This window comes from Aquabacterium sp. A7-Y (assembly GCF_026153205.1).
GTDB lineage: Bacteria > Pseudomonadota > Gammaproteobacteria > Burkholderiales > Burkholderiaceae_C > Caldimonas.
In genome coordinates this window covers 1-21,034 of record NZ_JAPFBW010000028.1, presented here as the reverse complement: position 1 = coordinate 21,034, position 21,034 = coordinate 1, and the positions used below count along the sequence as shown (strand labels likewise).

Here is a 21,034-nt window from a genome sequence, read left to right as displayed (position 1 = left end):
CGCCGGCCGGGCCGCCTTCCTTGCTTCCTGACTGAAAGCCTTCGGAATATGAGTCGCATCCAACTGCGCGGGGTCGAGAAATCCTTTGCCGAGGTCGGCGTGCTGCAGGACATCGACCTGGACATCGCGCCGGGCGAGTTCTGCGTTTTCATCGGCCCCTCGGGCTGCGGCAAGTCGACCCTGCTGCGCCTCATCGCCGGGCTGGAGGACCCCAGCGAGGGCGAGATCGAGATCGACGGCGTGGTGGTCAACGACCGCCCGCCCTCGGCGCGCAATGTGGCGATGGTGTTCCAGAGCTACGCGCTGTATCCCCACATGACGGTCTACGAGAACATGGCCTTCGGCCTGCAGCAGCAGAAGCTGCCGCGCGCGGAGATCGAGTCGCGTGTGCGCGAGGCTTCGCGCGCGCTGCGGCTGGAGGCGCTGCTCGACCGCAAGCCCAAGGCCCTGTCGGGCGGACAGCGCCAGCGGGTTGCAATCGGCCGGGCCATCGTGCGCAAACCCAAGGTCTTCCTGTTCGACGAGCCCTTGTCCAACCTGGACGCCTCGCTGCGAGTGGCAACGCGGGTGGAGATCGCGCGGCTGCACCGCGAACTGGGCGACGTGAGCATGGTCTACGTGACGCACGACCAGGTCGAGGCGATGACGCTGGCGACCAAGATCGTGCTGCTGCGGCCCAACCCGGCCGCCCACGGCGGGCAGAGCATCGCGCAGGTCGGCCACCCGCTGGAGCTCTACCACCATCCGGCCAACCAGTTCGTCGCAGGTTTCATCGGTTCGCCGGCCATGAACTTCCTGCCCGCCGTGGTGCGAGGCGTCGAGGACAAGCAGCTGTACGCGCTGTGGAACGAGCGCGCGGTGTGCGCCCGGGTGCAAGGCGAGGCCCGGGTCGGCGATCCGGTGATGCTGGGCCTGCGGCCCGAGCACGTGAGGCTGGGCCAGGGGCCTTTCAGGGCGCCGGTCAGCCACGTCGAGCGGCTCGGCGAGCACAGCTATGTCTATCTGGCAGTGCCGGGTCTGGCCGCGCCGCTGCTGGCCAAGACCATTGACGAGCGGGTGGAGGTGGGCGCCCATATCGCTTTCGACCTTCCGGCGGACAGCGTGCACGTCTTCCGCGAGGACGGGCAGGCCTTGCGCCGAACGGTGCGGGTGAGCGGGCAGGGGTGAGAGAGGGGGGCGGGCGCCGTAGAGCGCCATGTAAAAAGGGCCGGAGAAGTTCCGGCCCTTTTTTCTGCCTGCGAGGGGGCTGAAGCCCCCCGGCTTTACCACCAGACTTCCGCCTGCACCCCAAAGGTGTTGCCCTTGCGGCTGCTGCCGAAGATCCCCGTGTCCGACAGCGTCTCGCCGGCCTTGGCCGCGTCCTGCCCGGCGCGGTTCCAGCGCGCGTGGGTCCAGAAGGCGCGGATCACCGGGCGGGCCCAGAAGTTGGCGCCGCTGCCGTATTGGGCCGCCACGGTCAGCTTGGTGAGCTTGCGGTTGGCGCCGTCTTCGGGCTTGAACTGGTCCAGGCCCAGTTCGCTGGCCAGGCTCCAGCGGTCGGTGAAATGGTAGACGGGCCGCACGCCGAAGGAGATCCAGCGACCGCTCTTGCTGTCGCCGTTGTCGTAGCTGCCGGTCAGGTCGCGGTCCTCGTAGACCAGCGTCGCCATGCCCGACCAGCGCGATCCGTTGCCGGGCTGCCAGACCAGCGACTCGACAAGGCGCCAGGATTTGTCGCTCTTGTCGGCGTCGAAGGACGGGAAGCTGTGGTCCAGGTTGGACAGCGCGCCCTTGCCGAACTGCAGCGCGGCCTTGTTGTAGCCGCCGTTGAAGAGGCCTTTCTGCGTGTGCATCACCGTGAGGCCCTGGCCGCCCGGGTTCTTGACGCCCTTGTCGCTGTGGCGGTGGCGCAGGTCCAGGCCCACGGTCAGCGCGCCTTCCGGATTGACCGGGATGTCCTTCCAGCGGATGTCGTGGCCCAGCAGCTGGCGGCGCTCGGCGCTCACGGTCTCGCTTTTCTCGCCGTTGCGGCGCAGCGCGTAGCTCAGCTTGCCGAGACCGACGTTGATGTCCTCGATGCCGGCGCCCGGACCGGAGTTGCTCCAGAAATAGAAGTCGTTGATGTGCACATCGTGGCGGTCGTAGTAGCGCTTGCCGGCCCAGAGGGTCGCATCGGCGAATGCGCCTTCGCCCATCTTCTCGACCGCGACAAAGGCTTCGCGCCAGTTGAGCGTGACGTTGTCCGACTCCCAGTCGCTGTGGTTGGGCATCACCAGCGCGAGCATGGTGCCGATCTTGAAGCGGCTGCCCCCGGGCGTCTCGTGCACGGTGGCATCGAGCTCCAGCTCGCCGTAAGCCTCGCATTCGTTGCCCAGGCGGTACTTCTTGGTCGCGCCGGCCAGTTGGAAGCAGGCCTGGTCCCCGCCGCCGCCGCTGGCGCCCACGCCGGCACGGAAATAACCGTGGAAGTCGACCGGCGGGGCCTTCTGGGCGGCCGCGGGCAAGGCGGCGAGCAGGGCAGCCGCGAGCGGCAGCAGACGCGTATGGATGTTCATGGTGCTCCTCTTTTGTGGATCGTTCGAGACACGCGCCCGGTCTTGCGGGCGGCGCCGGGCCAATGTAGGGAGCCGGTTTTGCGGGCAGATTTGTTTCGTTTCAGCGTCACGGGGCCGGCGCTTCACGAGCGTCACGAACGAAACATTGGCCGGGCGCCCCCGGGCGGGGAGCCGCGGGGTTAACAGACGAAATCTGGATCGGCCCGGCAGGCGCTCCAATGCCGCCTGCCCGGGCACTGCCTGCGTCGCGCCGTGTTCGCGCCGGCGCCCGGGCATCCGTCGGAGACCCTTCCATGCACAGCCACAAGCCCACATCGACCCTTGCCCTCGAAACGCCGTCCACCCTCCAGCTGGGGGTCGTCGGCAACTGCAGCTTCAGCGCCCTGATCGACCGCCATGCCCGCGTCGTCTGGTGCTGCCTGCCGCGTTTTGACGGCGACCCGGTGTTCAACGCGCTGATCGACCCCTCGGAGCGGGGCGCCCTGTGGGGCTTCGAGCTGGAGGGCTACTCGCACAGCGAGCAGTGCTACGACGGCAATACCGCGGTGCTGCGGACCCGGCTCTACGACCACCAGGGCCAGGGCATCGAGGTGACCGACTTCGCGCCGCGCTTTTTCAGCCGCGAGCGCATGTTCCGGCCGGTCTCGCTGGTGCGGCGGGTGCGGCCGATCGCGGGTGCGCCGCGCGTGAAGGTGAAGCTCAACCCCCGTTTCGACTGGGGCGCCACCACACCGACCCTGACCCAGGGCAGCCACCATGTGCGCTACGTCGGACCCTCGATGACGCTGAGGCTGACCACCGATGCGCCGCTTCACTATCTGCTCAGCGACACGACCTTCGTGGTGGACCGGCCGCTGAACTTCATCCTCGGCCCCGACGAGACCCTGGCCGGCGGCATCGCGGACACGGCGGCCTCGCTGCAGCAGCAGACCGAAAGCTACTGGCGCACCTGGAGCAGCCGCCTGGCGATCCCGCTGGAATGGCAGGACGCCGTGATCCGCGCCGCCATCACGCTCAAGCTCTCGCTGTTCGAGGACACCGGCGCGATCATCGCGGCGATGACCACCAGCATCCCCGAGGCGCCGGGCACGCAGCGCAACTGGGACTACCGCTACTGCTGGCTGCGCGACGCGTTTTTCGTGGTGCGGGCGCTCAACAGCCTGTCCGAGGTCGGCACCATGGAGGACTACCTGCGTTACCTCACCAACGTGGTGTCGGACGCGGCCGGCGGCCACATCAAGCCGCTGTTCGGCATCGCGCTGGAGCGCGAGCTGCCGGAGAGTTTCGTCGAGCACCTGCCGGGCTACCGCGGCATGGGGCCGGTGCGGGTCGGCAACCAGGCGCACGAGCACTTCCAGCACGACGTCTACGGCAATGTCATCCTGGGCGCGGCCCAGGCCTTCCATGACAAGCGGCTGCTGCGGCCGGCCGGGTTGGCCGAGTTCAAGCTGCTCGAGCAGGTTGGCGAGCAGGCCTTCCGGGTGCACGACCAGCCCGACGCCGGCATGTGGGAGCTGCGCACCCGGGCCCGCGTGCACACCTCCTCGGTGCTGATGAGCTGGGGCGCCTGCGACCGGCTGGCCAAGATCGCGGTGCGCCTGGGGCTGGCCGACCGCGCGGCCTATTGGGGCGAGCGCGCCGCGCACATCCGCGAAGGCCTGCTCGCCAAGGCCTGGAACGCCGACCGGCAGGTGTTCGCCGAGAGTTTCGGCGGCCGCGACCTCGACGCCAGCGTGCTGCTGATGGCCGAGATCGGCTGCATCGACCCGCAGGACCCGCGCTTCATCGCCACCGTGGACGCGCTCGAGCGCACCCTCTGCGACGGCCCCTACATGCGCCGCTACGAGGCGCCCGACGACTTCGGGCGGCCCGAGACCTCGTTCAACATCTGCACCTTCTGGCGCATCGACGCGCTGGCGCGCATCGGACGCAAGGAGCAGGCCCGCGAGATCTTCCAGACCATGCTGGACTCTCGCAACCACCTGGGGCTGATGTCGGAAGACACTCACCCGCACACACGCGAGCTGTGGGGCAACTTTCCGCAGACCTATTCGATGGTGGGCATCATCAACGGCGCGGTGCGGCTGTCGAAGGCCTGGGACACCGAGATCTGAGCAGGCCGTCCTGCGGCCCCTGAACGGCTCGCCGCGCCCCGCGGCGGGCCCCCGGCCCCGGGAGCCACCCCGGACGCCGGGACTTGTGTCACCGGGCATGTCACACCGGCGTCGCCTGTTTCGTCTTGTCAGGCAGAACCACTTCACGGCTGCTTTCCTGACATGACCCAACTCCTGCGCGTGCTCCTGGCTGCCGGCCTGGCGGCCAACGGCCTGGCCATGCTGCTGTTTCCCAAAGCCTGGTACGACAGCGTGCCGGGCGTGGACAGCACCGGCCCCCTGAACTTCCACTTCGTCCGCGACATCGGCTGTGCCTACCTGGTCAGCGCCTTCGGCCTGGCCTGGCGCGCCTGGCGGCCCCGGCAGGGCGGCCCGGCTGCGCTGGCGGGAGCCTTGTTCCTGCTGCTGCACGCCGGGGTGCACATCGCCGAGACCCTGCTGGGGATCTGCGGCTGGCAGGCCCTCTGGCGCGACGTCCCCGGCGTCATTGTGCCGGCCCTGCTGGCGCTGGCCCTGGCTCTTCCGCTGCAGCCGGCGGCTCTCCACAACTCTCCCGCAACCAGGTGAACCGATGCTCAACACCCTGATCCGCTGGCGTATCGCCGCCTTCGAACGACGTTACGGCTATGACGCCGGCTATCTGCACGAACTGCTGCGCATGAGCCGCGGCGGCTTTTTCCGTTTTGCCCGCGCGACCGCGCTGGCGCAGCACCGGCAGGACCTGCCGCTGGCGGCCTGGTACGCCGCCAAGCTGGTCGCCACCCGCGCCGAGGATTGCGGGCCCTGCACCCAGCTGGTGGTGGACATGGCGCGGGAGGAGGGCGTCAGCGACGCCGTCCTGAACGCGCTGCTGCGGGACGAGCTGGAGGCCCTGGACCCGGACACGGCCCTCGCGGGGCGTTATGCCCGGGCGGTGGTGTCGCATGCGCCGGAGCTGGGCGAGCTGATCGAGTCGGTGCACCAGCGCTGGGGCGACCGGGGGCTGGCCTCGCTCGCGCTCACCGTCACCGGCACGCGCCTGTATCCAATGCTCAAATACGCCCTCGGCCACGGCCGCGCCTGCCAGCAGGTGCGCGTCGGCGACTCGACCGGATCCCTTGTTTCCCTACCACGCCATGCCGCCTGAGATTCCTCGCGACGACGACAGCTTCCGCCCCCACGACCGCTACCTGCGTGCACTTGCCTACCGCATGCTCGGCTCCCGCGCCGAGGCGGAGGACGTGGTGCAGGACACCTGGCTGCGCTGGCAGGGCGCGGATCGCAGCGAGGTCGAGAACCCGCGCGCTTTCCTGTCGCGCGTCGCCACCCACCTGTGCCTGGACCGGCTGCAGAGCGCCCGGCAGCGCCGCGAGCAGTATGTCGGCACCTGGCTGCCGGAGCCGCTGGTCGACGAAAGCCAGGCCTGGCACCCCGGCCCGGACGTCGCGACCGAATACGCCCAGGACGTGTCGATGGCCTTCATGCTCATGCTGGAGCGCCTCAGTCCGCTGGAGCGGGCGGCCTTCCTGCTGCACGACGTGTTCGATCTCGACTTCGACGAAGTGGGCGCGCGGCTGCAGCGTTCCAGCGCGGCCTGCCGGCAGCTCGCCAGCCGGGCCCGGCAGCACCTGAAGTCGGGCCAGGCGCGTTCCGAGGTGGCGGCCGGGGAGGGGCGGCGCCTGCTGCAGGCTTTCGCGGCGGCCCTCGCGCAGGGCGACGTGGAGGCGCTGGCGCGCACCCTGGCGGAGGACGCGCGTTTCGTGTCCGATGGCGGCGGGGTCGTGGCGGCGGTGCCCAGGCCCTTGATCGGGGCGGTGCGGATCGCCAAGGCGCTGGTCGGTTTTGCACGCCTTGCCGACCCGGGCCGCCACCGGGTGGTGCCGGCCGAGATCAACGGCATGCCGGGCTGGCTGATGTACGACGCCCTCGACGGCAGCCCGGTCCAGACCCTGGCCATCGAGCCCGGGCCGGAGGGCCGCATCGCGGCCGTCTACGTGGTGCGCAACCCGGACAAGCTGCGCCATCTGAAGCGCTCGCCGGAGCTGGGGGTCTGAAGGGCGCTCAAGGTCCGTCGGCTGTCGCCTTGTCGCGGCTGCCGAGGATCTGGCGCAGCCGCGTTTCGAGGGCCGCCATCGCGCCGCCGGCTGGCGCACGCCCCGACAGGACCTCATGGACGGCCCGGGCGAACTCGGCGCTCACCTCGGGGTACTTCGCGCCGGTGACCGTGGAGGGGCGCGCGACGGCGCTGTAGAAGGCCTGCAGCAGCATGCCGAGATCGGGATTGGCCGCCCTCACCTCCGGATCGCGGTAGAGCTCGTTGAGGGTCGGGTTGTAGGAGGCTTTCAGCGCTCGCTCCTTCTGCACCGCCGCGCCGGTGAGATGCAGCACCAGCTCGGCGGCCAGGGCGGGCTCGGCGGCATGACGCGAGACCGCGAGCTGCTGGCCGCCCAGCGTGGCCGCCTGCCGGCCGGACCCGCCCCCGCCCGGCAGCACGGCGATGCCCACCTTGCCGCGCAGCGCACTGCCCGGCGCCTGGGTCAGCGCCCAGGCATAGGGCCAGTTGCGCATGAAGACGGCATGGCCGCCCTGGAAGGCGGTGCGCGATTCCTCCTCGCCCCAGTCCAGCACCTCCCTCGGCGAGATGCGGCCGATCCAGCCGGCGGCGGTTTCCAGCGCGCGCACGGCTTTGGGCTGGTTCACCGTGACCCGGCCGCGTTCGTCGAGCAGCGTGCCGCCGCCGAAGCTGGCGATCCATTCGAGCGCATTGCAGCTCAGCCCTTCGTAGTTGCGGCCCTGCCAGACGTAACCCCAGAGGCGCGGGTTGCCGGCCTGGCGCTCGGCGGTCTGGATGTGCTGGGCCACCGCCTGGAGCTGCTCCCAGGTCTGCGGCACGGGCTGGCGGTATTTCTCGAGCAGGTCGCGGCGGTAGTAGAGCAGGCCAGCGTCGATGAACCAGGGCAGGGCCAGCAGCTTGCCGTCCAGCGTGCCGTTGGCGACCATGGAGGAGAAATGCTGTCGCTCGGCGCCCCGCGTGTGGGGCTTGAGGTCGAGCAGGTGTTCACGCAGTGCGCCGAGCTGCACCACGTCCAGCTGCACCACGTCGATGGCCTGGGGCGTTTCGGCAAAGCCGCGCCGCAGCATCTGCAGCCGCTGGCCGGCGTCCTCGGGCAGGTTCACGAGTTCCACCGTGTGGCCGTTCTTGCGGCCCCAGGCCTCGGCGGCCGAGCGGCACAGCTGCTGCTCCCTGCCCAGCCCGCTGCAGGCCAGGCGCAGCGTGGCCGCCTGGGCAGCGCCCAGGCAGGTGGCTGTGACAACAACAAGCAGCGCGATCGGTCGCGCCAGGCGGTGCAGCAAGCACAGGGTCATCGTCGGTCTCCTCGTCGGCGCTCGGGCGCCGTGTGGTGGTGCAGGTGCGCGCGAGTGTGCGAAGCCGTCCGGCAAGAGCGATGACGAGTGTTGCATTTGCTGCGCCGGCCCGGTCGTCCACGGCCGCGAGCATGACGCAGTTCACACCCCCTGCGGCTCACGCGAGACGTTGCGCGAACCACAGCAAGCCGCAGGCGGCGAAGGCGGCGCTGCCTGCCCCATGCACCCTGCGCGCAAGACCGGGCCGGCGCTGCAGCGCCAGCAGCACGAGGACCGCCGGCGCCACCACCAGCAACTGGCCGGCCTCGACGCCCAGATTGAAGACGCCAAGGGCCGCTGCCAGCTCCAGCCGCGGCAGCTGCAGCGGCACCAGCACCTCGGCGAAACCGAAGCCGTGCAAGAGGCCGAAGGCAAAGGCCACCGCCAGGCTCGCGTGCGTCTTGCGCAGCCACAGGTTGTAGAGCGCCGCCACCGCGATGCTCAGGGCGATGGCCGGCTCGACAGCGGCGGAGGGCGGCTGCCAGACCTCGAGCGTGGCGAGCGCCAGTGTCAGCGAGTGCGCCAGCGTGAAGGCGCTGACCACTGCGAGCAGGCGACGCAGCGCCGCGCGCCTTTCGTCGCGCCGGGTCAACAGCGCCAGCGGCAGCACCAGGGTGAGGACAAAAATCACGTGGTCGGCGCCGCGCAGGATGTGCAACAGGCCTTCAAGGGCCATCCCGGCGAGCGGTGCTGCAGACCCTCCCGGCGCCGTTGCGCTCGCGTCCAGCGTATCGCCGGGCCGCACCAGCCGGGCCTCGCCCTGCGCGCTCGCCAGCAGCAGCCGGTGCCCGGGGTCTATGCCGTCCAGGAAACGGTAGCGCATGCCGGCCCAGGCCGGCAGCGCGCAGGCGGCACGGCTGCGCAGCACCGCCTGCCCGAGCTCGCCGCGCACCGCCGTGCCAGCCAGCTGCCACCCGGCCTCGCAGCCGGGTGACTCGAAACTTTGCGCGGCGAGCGCGGCGATTCGGTCCGAAGCGGCTTGTGCCTCAGCCCAGGTGAGCTGGCCGTCGCGGTCGGCATCGAGGTCGAGCAGGGCATCCAGGTCGCGCCATGCGACCTGCCACTCCAGCGCCGGCGGGTCGACGCTGCGGTCAGTCGTCAAGCTGGCGGTGCTGGCGGTGTGGGCCTGTGCCAGCGGCATCAGGCCGGCGAGCAGGCAGGTGATCCAGGCGGCACGCAGGCGTGTCCACCCTGACAGGGGCGTTGCGCCGCGGCGGACCGGGCCTCGAAGCAGGGTCTTCATGGGCATCTCACCAAGGGGCCTCAGGGCGTGAGGCGGGCCGTATCGCGGCCGGCCGGCGAGCGCAAGGCGGCCTGCAGACGCAGGTCGCGCAGGCCGCTGGCCGCCTGCAGGCGGCGCACCTCGTCAAGCAGCGCCAGGTCGGAGGCGCGCAGCGCGGCCTCGGCGGCAATGCGCAAGTCGATCGGCTCGCGCTGCAGCGCCAGGTTGGCGGCCGCCCAGTCGCGCGCCTCGGTCGGCGGGGCCGAGGTCCACAGCGCGAACAAGGCGCGCTCGCGGGCGTGCAGCCGCGCCTCGTCGCCGCGCACGCCGACCCAGCGTTGCCGCAAGAGCTCGCGCAGCGCCTCGGCCTCCGGGCTGCCGGGCGGCAGCGCACGCAGCCGACGCAGCAGCACCGCGTCGGTGGGCGGTGCGTCGCGCAAGGCCAGCGCGGCAGCCTGCGGGCGTTCGGCCGCCAGCAGCGCATCGGCCAGCGCCAGCCGGTCGTACAGCTCGCCGGCGGACGCCGCGCGCTGCAAGGCCGCGATGGCCGCCTCGTGGCGACCCAGCCGGGACAGCGTCTCGCCCTGCAGGGAGGCGGCCCAGGCGGCGACCACCGGGTCGGCGTCGCGAGCCAGCTGCCCGAGCGACGCCAGGGCGGCTTCCGCCGTGCCGGTCTGTACCTCCACCTGCAGCCGGCAGAGTTCCCCGAACGAGGGTGCGACGGCCGCCACCGGTCCACACGCCTCGCGCGCCGCGGACAGGTCCCCCTGGACAGCGCGCACGCCGGACAAGGTCAGCCAGCCTTGCAGGTGTCCGGGGTGCCGGGCGAGCAGGCGTTCCAGCCGGCGGCGCGCGTCGGCGAAGCGGTGCTCGGTCTGCTCGACGGTGGCCTGCATGACACCGAAGTCGGCCGGCACCTCCTCGCGGTCCCACCACGGCTGCAGGGCGGCCCGGGCATAACCGACCCGCCGCGGATCGCCGTCGCGGCGGGCGCCTTGCAGCAGCTGGCGCGCGGTTGCGGCCGCCTGCCACTGTGCCGCCCGTGGGTCCGGTACAGGGCCGCCGGGGCGCCGGGCCGCGGCAAGGGCGGCCACCTGGCGGCGCAGCTCCGGAGCCAGCAAGCGGGACTCGACCACCTCCTTGGCCGCGGGCTGCCGGGCAGCGGCCTGGAGGGGTCGGTCCGGCAAGCCGGCGGCCACCGCGAGCAGCACCACAGCCGCGACACGCCGGCCGCGGCCGGCCTCAAAGCGCCGCGGGCTCATCGCTCTCGGACCTCGGCTGATCGAGCTGCCCCACATCGAGCGGCTCGCCTTCAGTGGTGAAACGGGCGATGACCTGCTTCACATAGGCGATGAACTCGCTCGAGCTGGAGACCTGGCCCGGCAGCGGGGCGTCCGCGCCGCCGCCGTCTCCGTCTCCATTGCCGCCGCCGGGGTCGCCCCCGCAGGCGGACAACAAGGCGGCCGCGAGCACGCCGCCGAGGAGAAGGCCTGCAGCGCTGAAGCGCTGCCGATGCGCTTGATGTCGTTGATGCATGACGGTCTCCCTCATTGAGCGCCGGGAATCGGCGTGGCCAGGTAAGGGAAGGCGGCACCGAAGGCGGCGTCGCTGACATTGGCGCCGCCGTCGGTCAGCGCCAGTGCGCCGGAAGGCGCGTCGCCCGGGGAGCAGCCGAACACCGCCGGGTTGTTCAGGGTGCACAGCACCCCCATCGAGACCCGCAGCGCTGCGTCGACCACGTCGTCCCCCGGCCGGCGGCCGTTCGGGAAGCCGGCGTTGTCGCCGGCCAGCACGCCGAGCGACTTCTGTGCGCCCTTGGGTGTCGGCGCGATCGCGGTGTTGAGCCTCAGCATCTCCGCCGCGCTACCGCTGGCCGGTTTGTTGAGACCCTGCACGCCGGTGAGGAAGGCCACCACCAGGTCCTGGCGCGGGAAGCGCGTGGGCGCCTTGACGCCGGCGTCCTTGAACAGCGTCTCGATCAGCGCCGGCAGGGTCGGGTGGGTGACGTAGTCGGCAAACTGGCCGTCGTCCTTCGGCTTGCTGGAGTTGAAGCGGTCCTTGTCCTTCAGGCCTATCACCACCTCGTTGACCAGGGGCATGCCCAGCCGCGACACCTGCGCCCAGGGCCCGCCCTCGAGCGACGCACCGGTCTGGTGGCCCGGGTCTGCCGGTGACCTGAGCAGCCGGCCCTGGCGCAGGCTGGCGGTGGTCCAGGCGCCGATCACCGGGTCGCCGCCGGCGGTCAGGCAGCTGGCCGCGATCTCCAGGGCCAGGGTCGTGACGTTCTTGTCTGCCAGGTCGTCGGTGCCGCCCGAAGCCGCCAGCGGGTTGAGGTTGAGCAGGTCGAAGGTGCGGCCCAGGTTGACCACGAAGGGGTCCTTGCGCTGGCCGACGAAGGCCCGGGCGGGCACCGGGCAGCCGGGGATGTTGACCGTGTAAAGGTGTTGCCCGACATAGCTTTCATAGGCCGCCACCGAGCCGAAGGTTTTGGTACCGATGAAATCCAGCGGCTTGTCGAACTCGCGGCCGCCGCCTGCGGTGTTGGTCACCGCGCTGCGCTTGCCGGAGCGACGGTCGCCGCGCACCACGTCGATGCTGTAGGTCTCGCGCAGGTTCAGCGTCGCCGGGTTGACGCCGGAGACCGCACCGGCCTGCAGCAGCGGTATCGCCACCTGCTTGCCGCCGACCGCCAGGGCGATGTTCTTCAAGCTGTTCTTGAAGCGGAACTGGAAGCTCAGGTCTTCCCTGGCGTCGCCGTTGTTGTCGATGTGAATCTCGTAGAGCGCATTGGGATCCAGCGAAAAATAGTTGGGTCCGCCGTAGCCGTCCTGCAGCGGCAGATAGTTGGCGACCAGGGTGACATAGTCCTGCCGCCCCGGCTCATAGCTTCTGAAGGCATAGAGGTCGGTGGCATCGACCTTGGGCGCGGTGGTGATGAAGGGCGCCTCGCGGTGGCTCGAGGCTGTGGCGGCCAGCGGCAGCAGCCCGCCGGCGGCGAAGGTGGCGGCGGCGAGGCCCGCCCAGGTGGCATGTAGCTTCACGGTCATCTCCTGAAAGAAGTGAGGGGGTGAAGCTGATACGCGGCCCGGACGGCAGCGGATGCGCCGGCCGAATGGGTATTTACCCGGAGCGCCGGCAGCGCGCGAATGGGGGCGCCGCGCCCGGCAGCAGCGGCGCCCGGGAGCGGGCTTACAGGCCCGCGACAGGCGACGGCTGGCCGCCCTTGAAGGTAAACACGGTCACCGGCGAGGACTTGAGGTCGCGTTTGCTGTCGAACACATAGCTGCCGGCCACGCCGTTGTAGTTGCCCGCCGCCATCGCGGCGGCGACCTTCTGCGGGTCGGTCGAGTTGGCCCGCTGCATCGCGTCGGCGATCAGGTGCGTCGCGTCGTAGAAGGACACCGCATACGTCAGCGGGTCGCGCTTGTGCGCGTTGCGGTACTTGGTGACGAAGGCCTGGCCGGCGTTGAGGCGGTTCAGCATCGCGCCGCCCTGGGTGCACCAGACGTTGTCGCCCACCAGATCGCCGCCGGCCAGCTTGGCGGTTTCGCTGGAGCAGATGCCGTCGCCGCCAAGCAGCTTGGCCTGGACGCCAAGGCTTTTCATCTGCCGCACCATCGGGCCGGCCTGGGGCGAGTAGCCGCCGAAGAAGATCGCGTCGGGCTTGGCGGCCTTGATCGTGGTCAGCGTGGCGGTGAAGTCGGCGGCCTTGTCCGAGGTGTACTCGCGAGAGGTGATGGTCAGGCCGTTGGCCTTCGCCTCGCGGGCGAATTCGTCGGCCACGCCGACGCCGTAGGCCGTGCGGTCGTCGATGATGGCGACCCGCTTGAGCTTGAGTTCGCGGGCCGCGTAAAGCGCCATCTTGGCCCCCAGCTGGCTGTCGCTCGCGCCGACGCGGAACAGCCGCTCGAAGCCCTGCTCGGTGACCTTGGGATTGGAGGCGACCGTCGCGACCACGACGCCGCCTTCGTTGTAGATCCGCGAGGCCGGCAGCGTCACGCCGGAGTTGTAGGGGCCGACCACGAACTTCACGCCGCCGTCGACCAGCTTCTGGGCCACCGAGACGCCCTGGCGGGGGTCGGCCTGGTCGTCCTCGGCCAGCACCTCGAAACGCACCGGCTTGCCGTTGACCGTGATGGGCTTGGCGTTGAGCTCCTGCACCGCGAGCTTCACCCCGCCCAGGTTGTCCTGGCCCGCGGCGGTCTGGGCGCCGGACAGCGGGCTGCTGACACCGATCTGGATGGTGGTCTGGGCGAGGGCGGGCGCCGCGGCCAGGACGCCGAGCGTCGTGGTCAGGGCTGCCGCGAGCAGCGGTCTTCCGGCATGCTTGATCATGGAAACATCTCTCCTATCGATGGCTGAGGTCGGACAGGCGGCGCAGGGTCGGCGCAACAGAACCCTCCAGGCCGCGATCGCATCCGGTGCAGATTGTCGGCGCTTCGCGCTGCAGCTTGTTCTGAAAAGGGCCGCCCGGACCCGATGTTTTGTCAGGGCCGGGGGGCGGATTGTCCGCAGGTTGTGCTTCCCTGTGCGCCGCGGCTCGCCGCCTCAGCCGGCCAGCTTTTTCAGCAGCCCGAGCAGCCGGTCGAAGCCGCGCCCATAGGGCGGGTGGAACAGCCGCGTGCCGGCCCAGCGGGACTGCTGGAACACCGGCTTTTCCTTGCTGAAGGTGCGGAAGCCCCACTCGCCGTGGTAGGCACCCATCCCGCTCGCGCCCACGCCGCCGAAAGGCTGGTCTTCCTGTCCCAGGTGCCAGATGCAGTCGTTGACCGTCACGCCGCCGGAGTGGGTGTGCTCCAGCGCATAGCGCTGGGCGTGCCGGTCGCGGCCGAACCAGTAGAGCGCCAAGGGCCGCTCGTGCCGGCGGATGTAGGCCAGCGCCTCGTCGACGCTGTCGTAGGCGACGATGGGCAGCAGCGGACCGAAGATCTCTTCCCGCATCACGTCCATCTCGTCGTGCACGTCCAGCAGCAGATGCGGCACCAGCGTGCGCCCGCCCGGCGTTTCCTCGTGGGTCGCGATCAGCCGCGCCCCCTTGGCCTGCGCGTCGGCCAGCAGGCCCTGCAGGCGCGCCAGATGACGAGGGGCGACGATGCTGCTGTAGTCCGGGTTGCCGGTCAGCGTCGGGTAGAGCCGCTGCACTGCCTGTACCACGGCTTGTGTCAGGGGTTCGACCATCTCGCGGGGCACCAGCGCATAGTCCGGCGCGACGCAGGTCTGGCCCGCATTGAGCAACTTGCCGAAGGCCAGTCGCTCGGCGCTCAGGGCGAGCTCGGCGCTGCGGTCGATCAGCGCGGGCGACTTGCCGCCCAGCTCGAGCGTGACCGGCGTCAGCTTGCGCGCCGCGGCCTGCGCGACCTCGCGTCCCACCGCCGTCGAGCCGGTGAAAAACAGGTGGTCGAAAGGCAGCGCGGTGAAGGCCCGGCCGACGGCCGCGTCGCCCGTGACGACCTGCATCTCGTCCGCTGCAAAATGCTCGCTCACCATGCGCGCCATCAGCGCCGAGGTGGCCGGGGTCAGCTCTGAGGGCTTGATCATCACCCGGTTGCCGGCCGCCAGCGCTGCCACCGCAGGGCACAGCGCCAGGTTGTAGGGATAGTTCCAGGGCGACACCACGCCGACGACACCGAGCGGTTGGCGCAGCAAGCGGTTGCGCGCGGGCAGGAAGTGCAGGGCGGTGGGCACGCGGCGCGGCTTCATCCAGCCATGCAGGTGGCGCAGCGCATGCCGGGCCGCCGACTGCACGGTGAACAGGTCCGCGAGCAGGGTTTCCTGCCGGGCCCGGTGACCGAAGTCCTGGGCGATCGCAGCCACCAGGTCCTCCGCATGCCGCTCGGTCATGGCGCGGATGCGCTGCAGCCGGTCACGGCGGGATCGCAGCGTCGGCAACGGCTCCGCCGCAAAAGCGGCCCGCTGCTGCTCCAGCGCCAGGCGCAGGTGCTCGTCGATGGTCTGGTTCATCGGGTCTCCGTGAAGTACCGGCCAGCTTCGAGGTGATGGACGGCTGAGTCAAGGTTCGCAACGACCGATCGGACGCGCCGTATCGGACCGCAGCTGGGCCTTGCACACAAGGGCACCTGCGCGTGCGGTCCGCACGTCGCTTGCTCTTCAAGACGCACGGCTGTTTGTTTATGACTCTTAACCGTTTTGTGTGACAGGCACTGGGAGGAAGGCGCGCCCATTCGGGCAGGGAGGCGGCATGCGAAGGTATCTCGCGGCGGCAAGGGGCCCCGCGCCCGGGCCGCAGCGTTTTGCTTACATAAACGCTTGTCCCTGTCGGAGTCGCATCGCCTAGTGTGGATTCGCTGCGTTCCCCCCGTGGGGGCTCGCGGGCTGGCAGACCCGGCCTGCATCCGGCTCGAGCGCTGACCCGACGCCAGCCCAGCCCGCGGCGCAGCACTGGCAATCGACCTATCAACAAGGAGGTAACCTATGGCCATCATCCTCGGTACCGCTGCGAGCGAAGCCCTGACGGACACAACCGCCGACCTGTTCTCCGTACTCAACGCCAACTGGTCGGGCGGCAACGACACCATGACGGGCGGCAGCAACAACGACACCTACAACGTCAACTCGGCCGGCGACGTGGTGGTCGAGGCCGCCGCCGGCGGCGTCGACAAGGTGGTGTCCCGCCTCGCCAGCTACACCCTCGGCAGCAATGTCGAGAACCTGGTGCTCGACAACGCCGGGCCTCTGGTGGCGGTCACCGGCACCGGCAATGGGCTCGACAACGAGATCACCGGCAACGACCTCAACAACACGCTCAATGGCGGGGGCGGCAACGACATCCTGAATGGCGGGCTGGGCGCCGATACCCTCAACGGCGGCGCCGGCAACGACGATCTCATCGGCGAGGAGGGCGCGGACACACTCAACGGCGACGCGGGCAGCGACATTCTTGACGGGGGCAATGGCGCGGACACCCTCAATGGCGGGGCCGACAACGACCTTCTTCAGGGCGGCAACGGCGCTGACACCCTCAACGGTGATCTCGGCAACGACCGCCTCGACGGTGGCGATGGCGCCGACACCCTCAACGGCGGCGCGGGCATCGACCGGCTGCACGGCGGCAACGGCGCCGACACGCTCAACGGCGGCGACGGCAACGACAGCCTGAACGGCGGTGCCAACGACGACACCCTGTTCGGCAACGCTGGCAACGACCAGCTCAACGGCGGGAGCGGCAACGACGTGCTGGCCGGCAGTGCCGGCAATGACGGGCTCACCGGCGGCGCCGGCGCGGACCGTTTCGTCTTTGCCTTCCGCGGTGTTGCCAACGCCGACGCGATCAAGGACTTCAGCAGCACCGACGACAGCATCGTGCTGGCCAACCTGCTCGACAGCGGCCTGCCCGGTGCGGTTTCCCCGGGGGTGATCGGGCTCAGCTTCGTCGGCGGCAACGTGGCCGGCAACCCGCTCGCCGCTGCCAACTTCTTCGTCGGTCCCAACGCCGACCTGGCGTCCTGCAACGCCTTGAACGCGTCGTCCGGGATCTACGTTGATACCGACACCGGGGAGATCCGGTACAACCCGACCAGCAATGTCGCCAACGACTGCGTGATCATCGGCACCGTGCAGGTCGCTGCCGCGGGGAGCTTGACCGCAGGCGACTTCCTCTACGGCAACTGAAGCGCTGGGGCCGCCTGTCGGCGGCCCTTTGGGGAGCCTCCCGGCTGTCCTGGCGACAGCTTGAGAGAGGCCTTCCGGGGGCCGCGTCGCGGCCCTTCAGCGCGACATCAACACCGGCACGTTCATGTGCGACAGCAAGGTGCGCGTGGCCCCGCCGAGGATGAACTCGCGCAGCCGGGTGTGGCCATAGGCCCCCATCACCAGCAGGTCCGCCCCCAGTTCCTCGACGCCGCTGAGCAGCGCCCGGCCCGCCTCTGCAGCGCTGAGGACACGCCGCCCCTCGGCGGCGACGCCGTGGCGGCGCAACCACTCGCAGCTGGCTTCCAGTTCATGCGTGGGCGCCACGGCGTCGTTGTCCGCCGCGTCGACGAACAGCAGGTGCACCGAACGCGCCCGCGCCAGCAGCGGCAGGGCGTCCGACATCGCGCGGGCTGACTCGCGGCTGTTGTTCCAGGCGACGACAATGCGCTCGCCGACGTCCTGCACCTCGCCCCGCCCGGGCACGATCAGCACCGGACGGCCCGATTGCAGCAGCAGCTGCTGAGCAAAGTCGGCGGGCACCGCTGGCTCGCCGGAGGCCCGGTCGTTCTGTCCAATCACCAACAGGTCGCTGTTGCGCGCATGCTGCAGCATCGAAGCCAACACGTCGGCCTCGTGCAGCCGGGCCTCGAAGGACGGCGTGCCGCAGGCCGCTGCCTGGGCCTGGAAACAGTGCGCCGTGCTCTGGGCACGCGCATGCAAGGCGGCCCTCGACCACTCAGCCTCCTCCACCGCGCCAAAGGTGCCGCCGACCTGCCGCAGCGCCTCGGCTGCCCCGGTCGGCGCCAGGCCGAGCAGGTGGCTTTCGTGGCGGCGTGCCAGCCGCGCCGCGAGGGCCACCCGCAAGGTGCAGCGGGGGGTTTCGTCGAGGTGGACCAGGATGGTGCGGTAGCTCATGAAAAGCGTCTCCGGGGTGGCGCCAGACTTGTCTATCCTGACACGACCCACACCACCCCGGCTTGCTCGGCGTCAAGGCTCGATGCGCTGGCCCTCGCCAAGCGGCGTCAAGGGGGCCAACAGGCGTGCCGCCACGCCGTCCGGCCGCAGCAGCGCGAACCACAGCAGGACGATGCTGAGAGGCAGCCCGAGCAGAACGCCGACCAGGTGCGGGGCACTCGCGACCGGCCCGGGCAGCGTCGAGACCAGCCCGGCGACCCCGCCGACCACCAGCGCGCTGAACAGGGCCGCGCCCAGGCACAGCAGCAGGGTGGCCGCGAGCACAGTGCCGACGATGCGGGCCGCGCTGGGCGACTCGTGCGCGGGCCGGCCTCGCACTGCATGGCCTTCGCGGACCCAGCGCGCCATGAGCCCCAGAAACACCGGCAGCAGGAAAACACCGCACAGCAGCAGGCTGAGGCCGACGCTGCTGCCGACAAAGCCGAGCACCGCGCCGCCCAGCTCGGGCAGCGTGGCGCCCGCGCCGGGCGACCACGCCGGCGCGCCGGGCCACAGGTCGCGGTCGTAGAGGAAACGGTCGTAGCCCCGACCGTCCCAGCCGTAGATCAGCACGAAAAACATCGCGTAGTGCCCGGCCAGCCAGTTCAGCTGTGCCAGGTGCACCCGTCCGGCCCGGAGCAGCCGGATGCCGACGAGGTAGCCCAGCACCCCCTGCGTGATGTTCGTGATGCCGAAGGCCAGCACCAGCCAGGCCGGCAGGCTGGCGAAGTTCTCGGCCACCTGCATGGTCTCCCAACTCGGGTGGCGCAGCAGCAGGTACAGGCCGCTGGGGGCCCAGATCAGCGCGAGAAACAGCAGGGTGGTCACGAAGTAGCGGCTCTCCAGCGGACGAGCGAGGGCACGCGACGGGCTGCCTGCCGCGACGGCGAGGGCGCCGCCCAGGCCCCAGGCCCAGAAAATATCGACTTGCACCATGGCAGAACTCCGAGCTTCTGTTGCGAAGGCGCTGATTCTTGCGGGCGCGGACACAGACACGTGAGGGGCGCGGGCGCCAGAATGCCTGTCATTTCAGGCCAAGCTGTCCTGTCCATGCCGCCAGCCTCCTCCTCCTCGTCGACACTGCACCGCGCGAGCGTTTCGGTCGCGTATCCAGCCCTGCTGCTGGCGATCGTCGCCGAGCGGGGTGTGGATCCGGCGGCGGTGCTCCAGGCCGCCGGGGTCCCGTCCGAGTCCCTGGCGCGTCCGGGTGGCCGCATCAGTCCGATCGCCTACGCCGCGATGGTGCTGCAGGCCGCCCGGTTGACGGGGGACCAGGGCCTGGGCATGGAACTCGGCCTGCGCCTTGGACCCAGCAGCCATGGTTTTCTCGGCTATGCGATGTTGACCAGCGCCAGTCTCGGGGAGGCCATCGCGCTCGGCATGCGTTTCGGCGCGGTGCGCCAGCACCACCTGGCGGTGTCCTTGCACCGGCAGGGCGAGCAGGCGGCGCTCGAATTGCATGAGCAGCGACCGCTGGGCGAGGCGCGCGAGTTTTTCCTCGAAGCGATGGGGGTTGGCAGCGCCTGTGCCCTGGTGCAGCTGACGGGCATGCCGCAGGCCGAGATGGCGCTCGACTTCGACCATGCCGAGCCGGCTCACTATGCGGCCTACCGGCACCGGCTGCCGCCGGCCCGTTTCGCCAGCCGCGCGGTCCGGCTGGTTTTTCCGGCGCACTACCTGGCGCTGCCCTTGCCGATGGCGAACCGCGACGCCTGCCTGCAGGCCGTGGTGCAGTGCGAACGCGAACTGGCCGAGGCCGAGTTGGAGGGCCGCGCGGCCGAGTCGATGGCCGCCCAGGTGCGGCGCGAGCTTGAGCTGGCGCTGGAACGGCGCCCCGGGCTCGCGGAGCTGGCCGAACGGCTGCACACCTCGGAGCGGACCTTGAAGCGCCGGCTGCAGGGCGAAGGCAGCAGCTTCCGTGTCCTGCTGGACGACGTGCGTCGGCGTGAAGCCTTGCGGCTGCTGGAGCAGACGACGCTGGAGGTGGGCGACATCGCCGCGAAGCTGGGCTACGAGGACCCGGCCAACTTCACGCGCGCCTTTGTACGCTGGACCGCCAGCCCGCCGAGCCGCTGGCGCAGCCGGTGCAAGGACAGCGGCGGATAGCCCCGACCTCAGCGGGCCGGTCGCGCCGGCGACGCCGGGGAGGACGGATCGGGTCGGAAGGGGCGGCGCAAGGCGTCCAGTGCGCGTGCATCGCTGCCATCGCGGTCAGGCAGGAAACGGGCCACGCCGCGCTCGTCGACCCGGGCCGTCACGTTGAGCAGCAGCACCGGCACCTTGCGGCGGGCCGGCACGGTGCGGGTGTCACCTCGCTCGATCTCGTCGCGCAGCCCGTTCAGGCTCCACGACCCGGGCTGGTCCAGCAGCAGGACCGCCAATTCATGCGGTCGCTCGATGCCGATGCAGGTCTGCGCCAGCGCCAGCGTCAGCGCGTTGCCTGCCGGGACCCCACGCTTGGCGGGAATGTCATGAAGGAACACCGAGTGCGCATTGGGCAGCAGGAACTTCAAGCGCCCCAGCGGGTTGCCCGGACCGGGAGGCTGAACCAGTGCGTAAGGAAAGGACTCGCCACGGCGGCTCGGCCAGTCCACCTGCGAGGGCGACAGCTCCTGTCCGGCACCGTCTACCACCTTGAGGCCCAGTGCACGCAGCTGCTCGGGACGCTGCGCGAGCCGAGGCAGCAGGGCGTCGCGGGCCACCGCGGCAGGGACGGTCCAACTCGGGTTCAGCACGACACCCATCAGGGTGGCGCGGAAGGACGGCGTCTGCAGGTAGCGCTGACCCACCTCCAGCCGGGACGACCAGACCACCCGCCCCGCGAGGTGCAGCGAGGCTTGCATGCCGACCAGATCCACCAGGAGGTAGTCGCTGCCAAGGTCTTGCGCCACCTGCCGCAGACGGTCGAGGTTGATGCGCAACTGGTCGATACGCCGCTCCACGGGAGCGTTGAGCTCCGTCAGGGTCGCGGGCCCCACCCAACCGTCGGGATGCAGACCGTGACGCGCCTGAAAGCGCCGCACCCCTTCGGCCAGCGAGGCCTCGAAGGGACGCCCGCGCCGAGCGGCTGCGGCCACCGGGTTGAGATCGGCGCTCGTCGCCAGGCGCTCACGCAACTGCTCACCCGTGCCCTGACATCCCGGACGCAGCACCGGCCGGGTCGACGCCGGCCAGCC

Annotated in this window: 18 protein-coding genes; 7 read left to right on the top strand and 11 right to left on the bottom strand. The window is 70.5% G+C overall.

Features of this window, described 5'->3' with window-relative positions:
- The first annotated feature begins 48 nt into the window (after nucleotides 1-48).
- The gene (locus OOT46_RS22440) at nucleotides 49-1,167 is read left to right on the top strand and encodes an ABC transporter ATP-binding protein (protein ID WP_265405857.1); all 1,119 of its coding nucleotides are present in this window, start codon (nucleotides 49-51) and stop codon (nucleotides 1,165-1,167) included.
- A gap of 95 nt (nucleotides 1,168-1,262) precedes the next feature.
- Here the strand turns inward: OOT46_RS22440 and OOT46_RS22435 are convergent, their stop codons facing one another.
- On the bottom strand, nucleotides 1,263-2,534 hold the full coding sequence (locus OOT46_RS22435; protein WP_265405856.1) for a maltoporin: 1,272 nt from the start codon (nucleotides 2,532-2,534) through the stop codon (nucleotides 1,263-1,265).
- Nucleotides 2,535-2,827: 293 nt separating this feature from the next.
- Between OOT46_RS22435 and OOT46_RS22430 the strand changes: the two genes are divergently transcribed.
- The 4 genes from OOT46_RS22430 (at nucleotide 2,828) to sigJ (ending at nucleotide 6,681) form a co-directional block, all read left to right on the top strand.
- The gene (locus OOT46_RS22430; RefSeq protein ID WP_265405855.1) at nucleotides 2,828-4,648 is read left to right on the top strand and encodes a glycoside hydrolase family 15 protein; all 1,821 of its coding nucleotides are present in this window, start codon (nucleotides 2,828-2,830) and stop codon (nucleotides 4,646-4,648) included.
- A 162-nt stretch (nucleotides 4,649-4,810) separates the two neighbouring features.
- On the top strand, nucleotides 4,811-5,215 hold the full coding sequence (locus OOT46_RS22425; RefSeq protein ID WP_265405854.1) for a hypothetical protein: 405 nt from the start codon (nucleotides 4,811-4,813) through the stop codon (nucleotides 5,213-5,215).
- Nucleotides 5,216-5,219: 4 nt separating this feature from the next.
- Nucleotides 5,220-5,774, top strand: coding sequence for a hypothetical protein (locus OOT46_RS22420; protein ID WP_265405853.1), 555 nt, complete (start codon nucleotides 5,220-5,222; stop codon nucleotides 5,772-5,774).
- Nucleotides 5,764-6,681, top strand: a complete 918-nt coding sequence (gene sigJ, locus OOT46_RS22415; protein WP_265405852.1) for an RNA polymerase sigma factor SigJ — start codon at nucleotides 5,764-5,766, stop codon at nucleotides 6,679-6,681. The genes OOT46_RS22420 and sigJ overlap by 11 nt, the downstream gene beginning before the upstream one ends.
- Nucleotides 6,682-6,688: 7 nt before the next feature.
- On the opposite strand, the gene OOT46_RS22410 is transcribed toward sigJ, so the two are convergent.
- The 7 genes from OOT46_RS22410 to OOT46_RS22380 all read right to left on the bottom strand — a co-directional run bounded on the left by OOT46_RS22410 (nucleotide 6,689) and on the right by OOT46_RS22380 (nucleotide 15,215).
- The gene (locus tag OOT46_RS22410; RefSeq protein ID WP_265405851.1) at nucleotides 6,689-7,993 is read right to left on the bottom strand and encodes an ABC transporter substrate-binding protein; all 1,305 of its coding nucleotides are present in this window, start codon (nucleotides 7,991-7,993) and stop codon (nucleotides 6,689-6,691) included.
- 157 nt (nucleotides 7,994-8,150) lie between these two features.
- The gene (locus OOT46_RS22405) at nucleotides 8,151-9,275 is read right to left on the bottom strand and encodes a HupE/UreJ family protein (protein WP_265405850.1); all 1,125 of its coding nucleotides are present in this window, start codon (nucleotides 9,273-9,275) and stop codon (nucleotides 8,151-8,153) included.
- 20 nt (nucleotides 9,276-9,295) lie between these two features.
- Nucleotides 9,296-10,516 (bottom strand): hypothetical protein, encoded by a 1,221-nt coding sequence (locus OOT46_RS22400; RefSeq protein WP_265405849.1) that lies wholly within the window; start codon nucleotides 10,514-10,516, stop codon nucleotides 9,296-9,298.
- Nucleotides 10,497-10,790 carry a hypothetical protein gene (locus OOT46_RS22395; RefSeq protein WP_265405848.1) on the bottom strand — a complete coding sequence of 98 codons (294 nt, stop codon included), beginning with the start codon at nucleotides 10,788-10,790 and terminating at the stop codon, nucleotides 10,497-10,499. Before OOT46_RS22395 ends, OOT46_RS22400 begins: the two co-directional genes overlap by 20 nt.
- Before the next feature lie 11 nt (nucleotides 10,791-10,801).
- Complete coding sequence (locus tag OOT46_RS22390; RefSeq protein WP_416136242.1) at nucleotides 10,802-12,301, bottom strand: DUF4331 domain-containing protein; 1,500 nt, start codon at nucleotides 12,299-12,301, stop codon at nucleotides 10,802-10,804.
- Nucleotides 12,302-12,443: 142 nt separating this feature from the next.
- The gene (locus OOT46_RS22385; protein WP_265405847.1) at nucleotides 12,444-13,589 is read right to left on the bottom strand and encodes a branched-chain amino acid ABC transporter substrate-binding protein; all 1,146 of its coding nucleotides are present in this window, start codon (nucleotides 13,587-13,589) and stop codon (nucleotides 12,444-12,446) included.
- Between the two features lie 213 nt (nucleotides 13,590-13,802).
- Entirely contained in the window at nucleotides 13,803-15,215 is a 1,413-nt protein-coding gene (locus OOT46_RS22380) for a coniferyl aldehyde dehydrogenase (protein WP_265405846.1), read from the bottom strand.
- Nucleotides 15,216-15,686: 471 nt separating this feature from the next.
- On the opposite strand from OOT46_RS22380, the gene OOT46_RS22375 reads away from it, so the two are divergent.
- Nucleotides 15,687-16,883, top strand: a complete 1,197-nt coding sequence (locus OOT46_RS22375) for a calcium-binding protein (protein ID WP_265405845.1) — start codon at nucleotides 15,687-15,689, stop codon at nucleotides 16,881-16,883.
- A 96-nt stretch (nucleotides 16,884-16,979) separates the two neighbouring features.
- Here the strand turns inward: OOT46_RS22375 and OOT46_RS22370 are convergent, their stop codons facing one another.
- Both OOT46_RS22370 and OOT46_RS22365 read right to left on the bottom strand, forming a co-directional pair.
- Nucleotides 16,980-17,819, bottom strand: a complete 840-nt coding sequence (locus OOT46_RS22370) for a universal stress protein (RefSeq protein WP_265405844.1) — start codon at nucleotides 17,817-17,819, stop codon at nucleotides 16,980-16,982.
- A gap of 72 nt (nucleotides 17,820-17,891) precedes the next feature.
- Nucleotides 17,892-18,794 carry a hypothetical protein gene (locus OOT46_RS22365; RefSeq protein ID WP_265405843.1) on the bottom strand — a complete coding sequence of 301 codons (903 nt, stop codon included), beginning with the start codon at nucleotides 18,792-18,794 and terminating at the stop codon, nucleotides 17,892-17,894.
- A 114-nt stretch (nucleotides 18,795-18,908) separates the two neighbouring features.
- On the opposite strand from OOT46_RS22365, the gene OOT46_RS22360 reads away from it, so the two are divergent.
- Nucleotides 18,909-19,964, top strand: a complete 1,056-nt coding sequence (locus OOT46_RS22360; RefSeq protein WP_265405842.1) for an AraC family transcriptional regulator — start codon at nucleotides 18,909-18,911, stop codon at nucleotides 19,962-19,964.
- Between the two features lie 8 nt (nucleotides 19,965-19,972).
- On the opposite strand, the gene OOT46_RS22355 is transcribed toward OOT46_RS22360, so the two are convergent.
- Nucleotides 19,973-21,034 (bottom strand): L,D-transpeptidase family protein (locus OOT46_RS22355; RefSeq protein ID WP_265405841.1); only part of this gene is annotated, 1,062 nt, incomplete at its 5' end.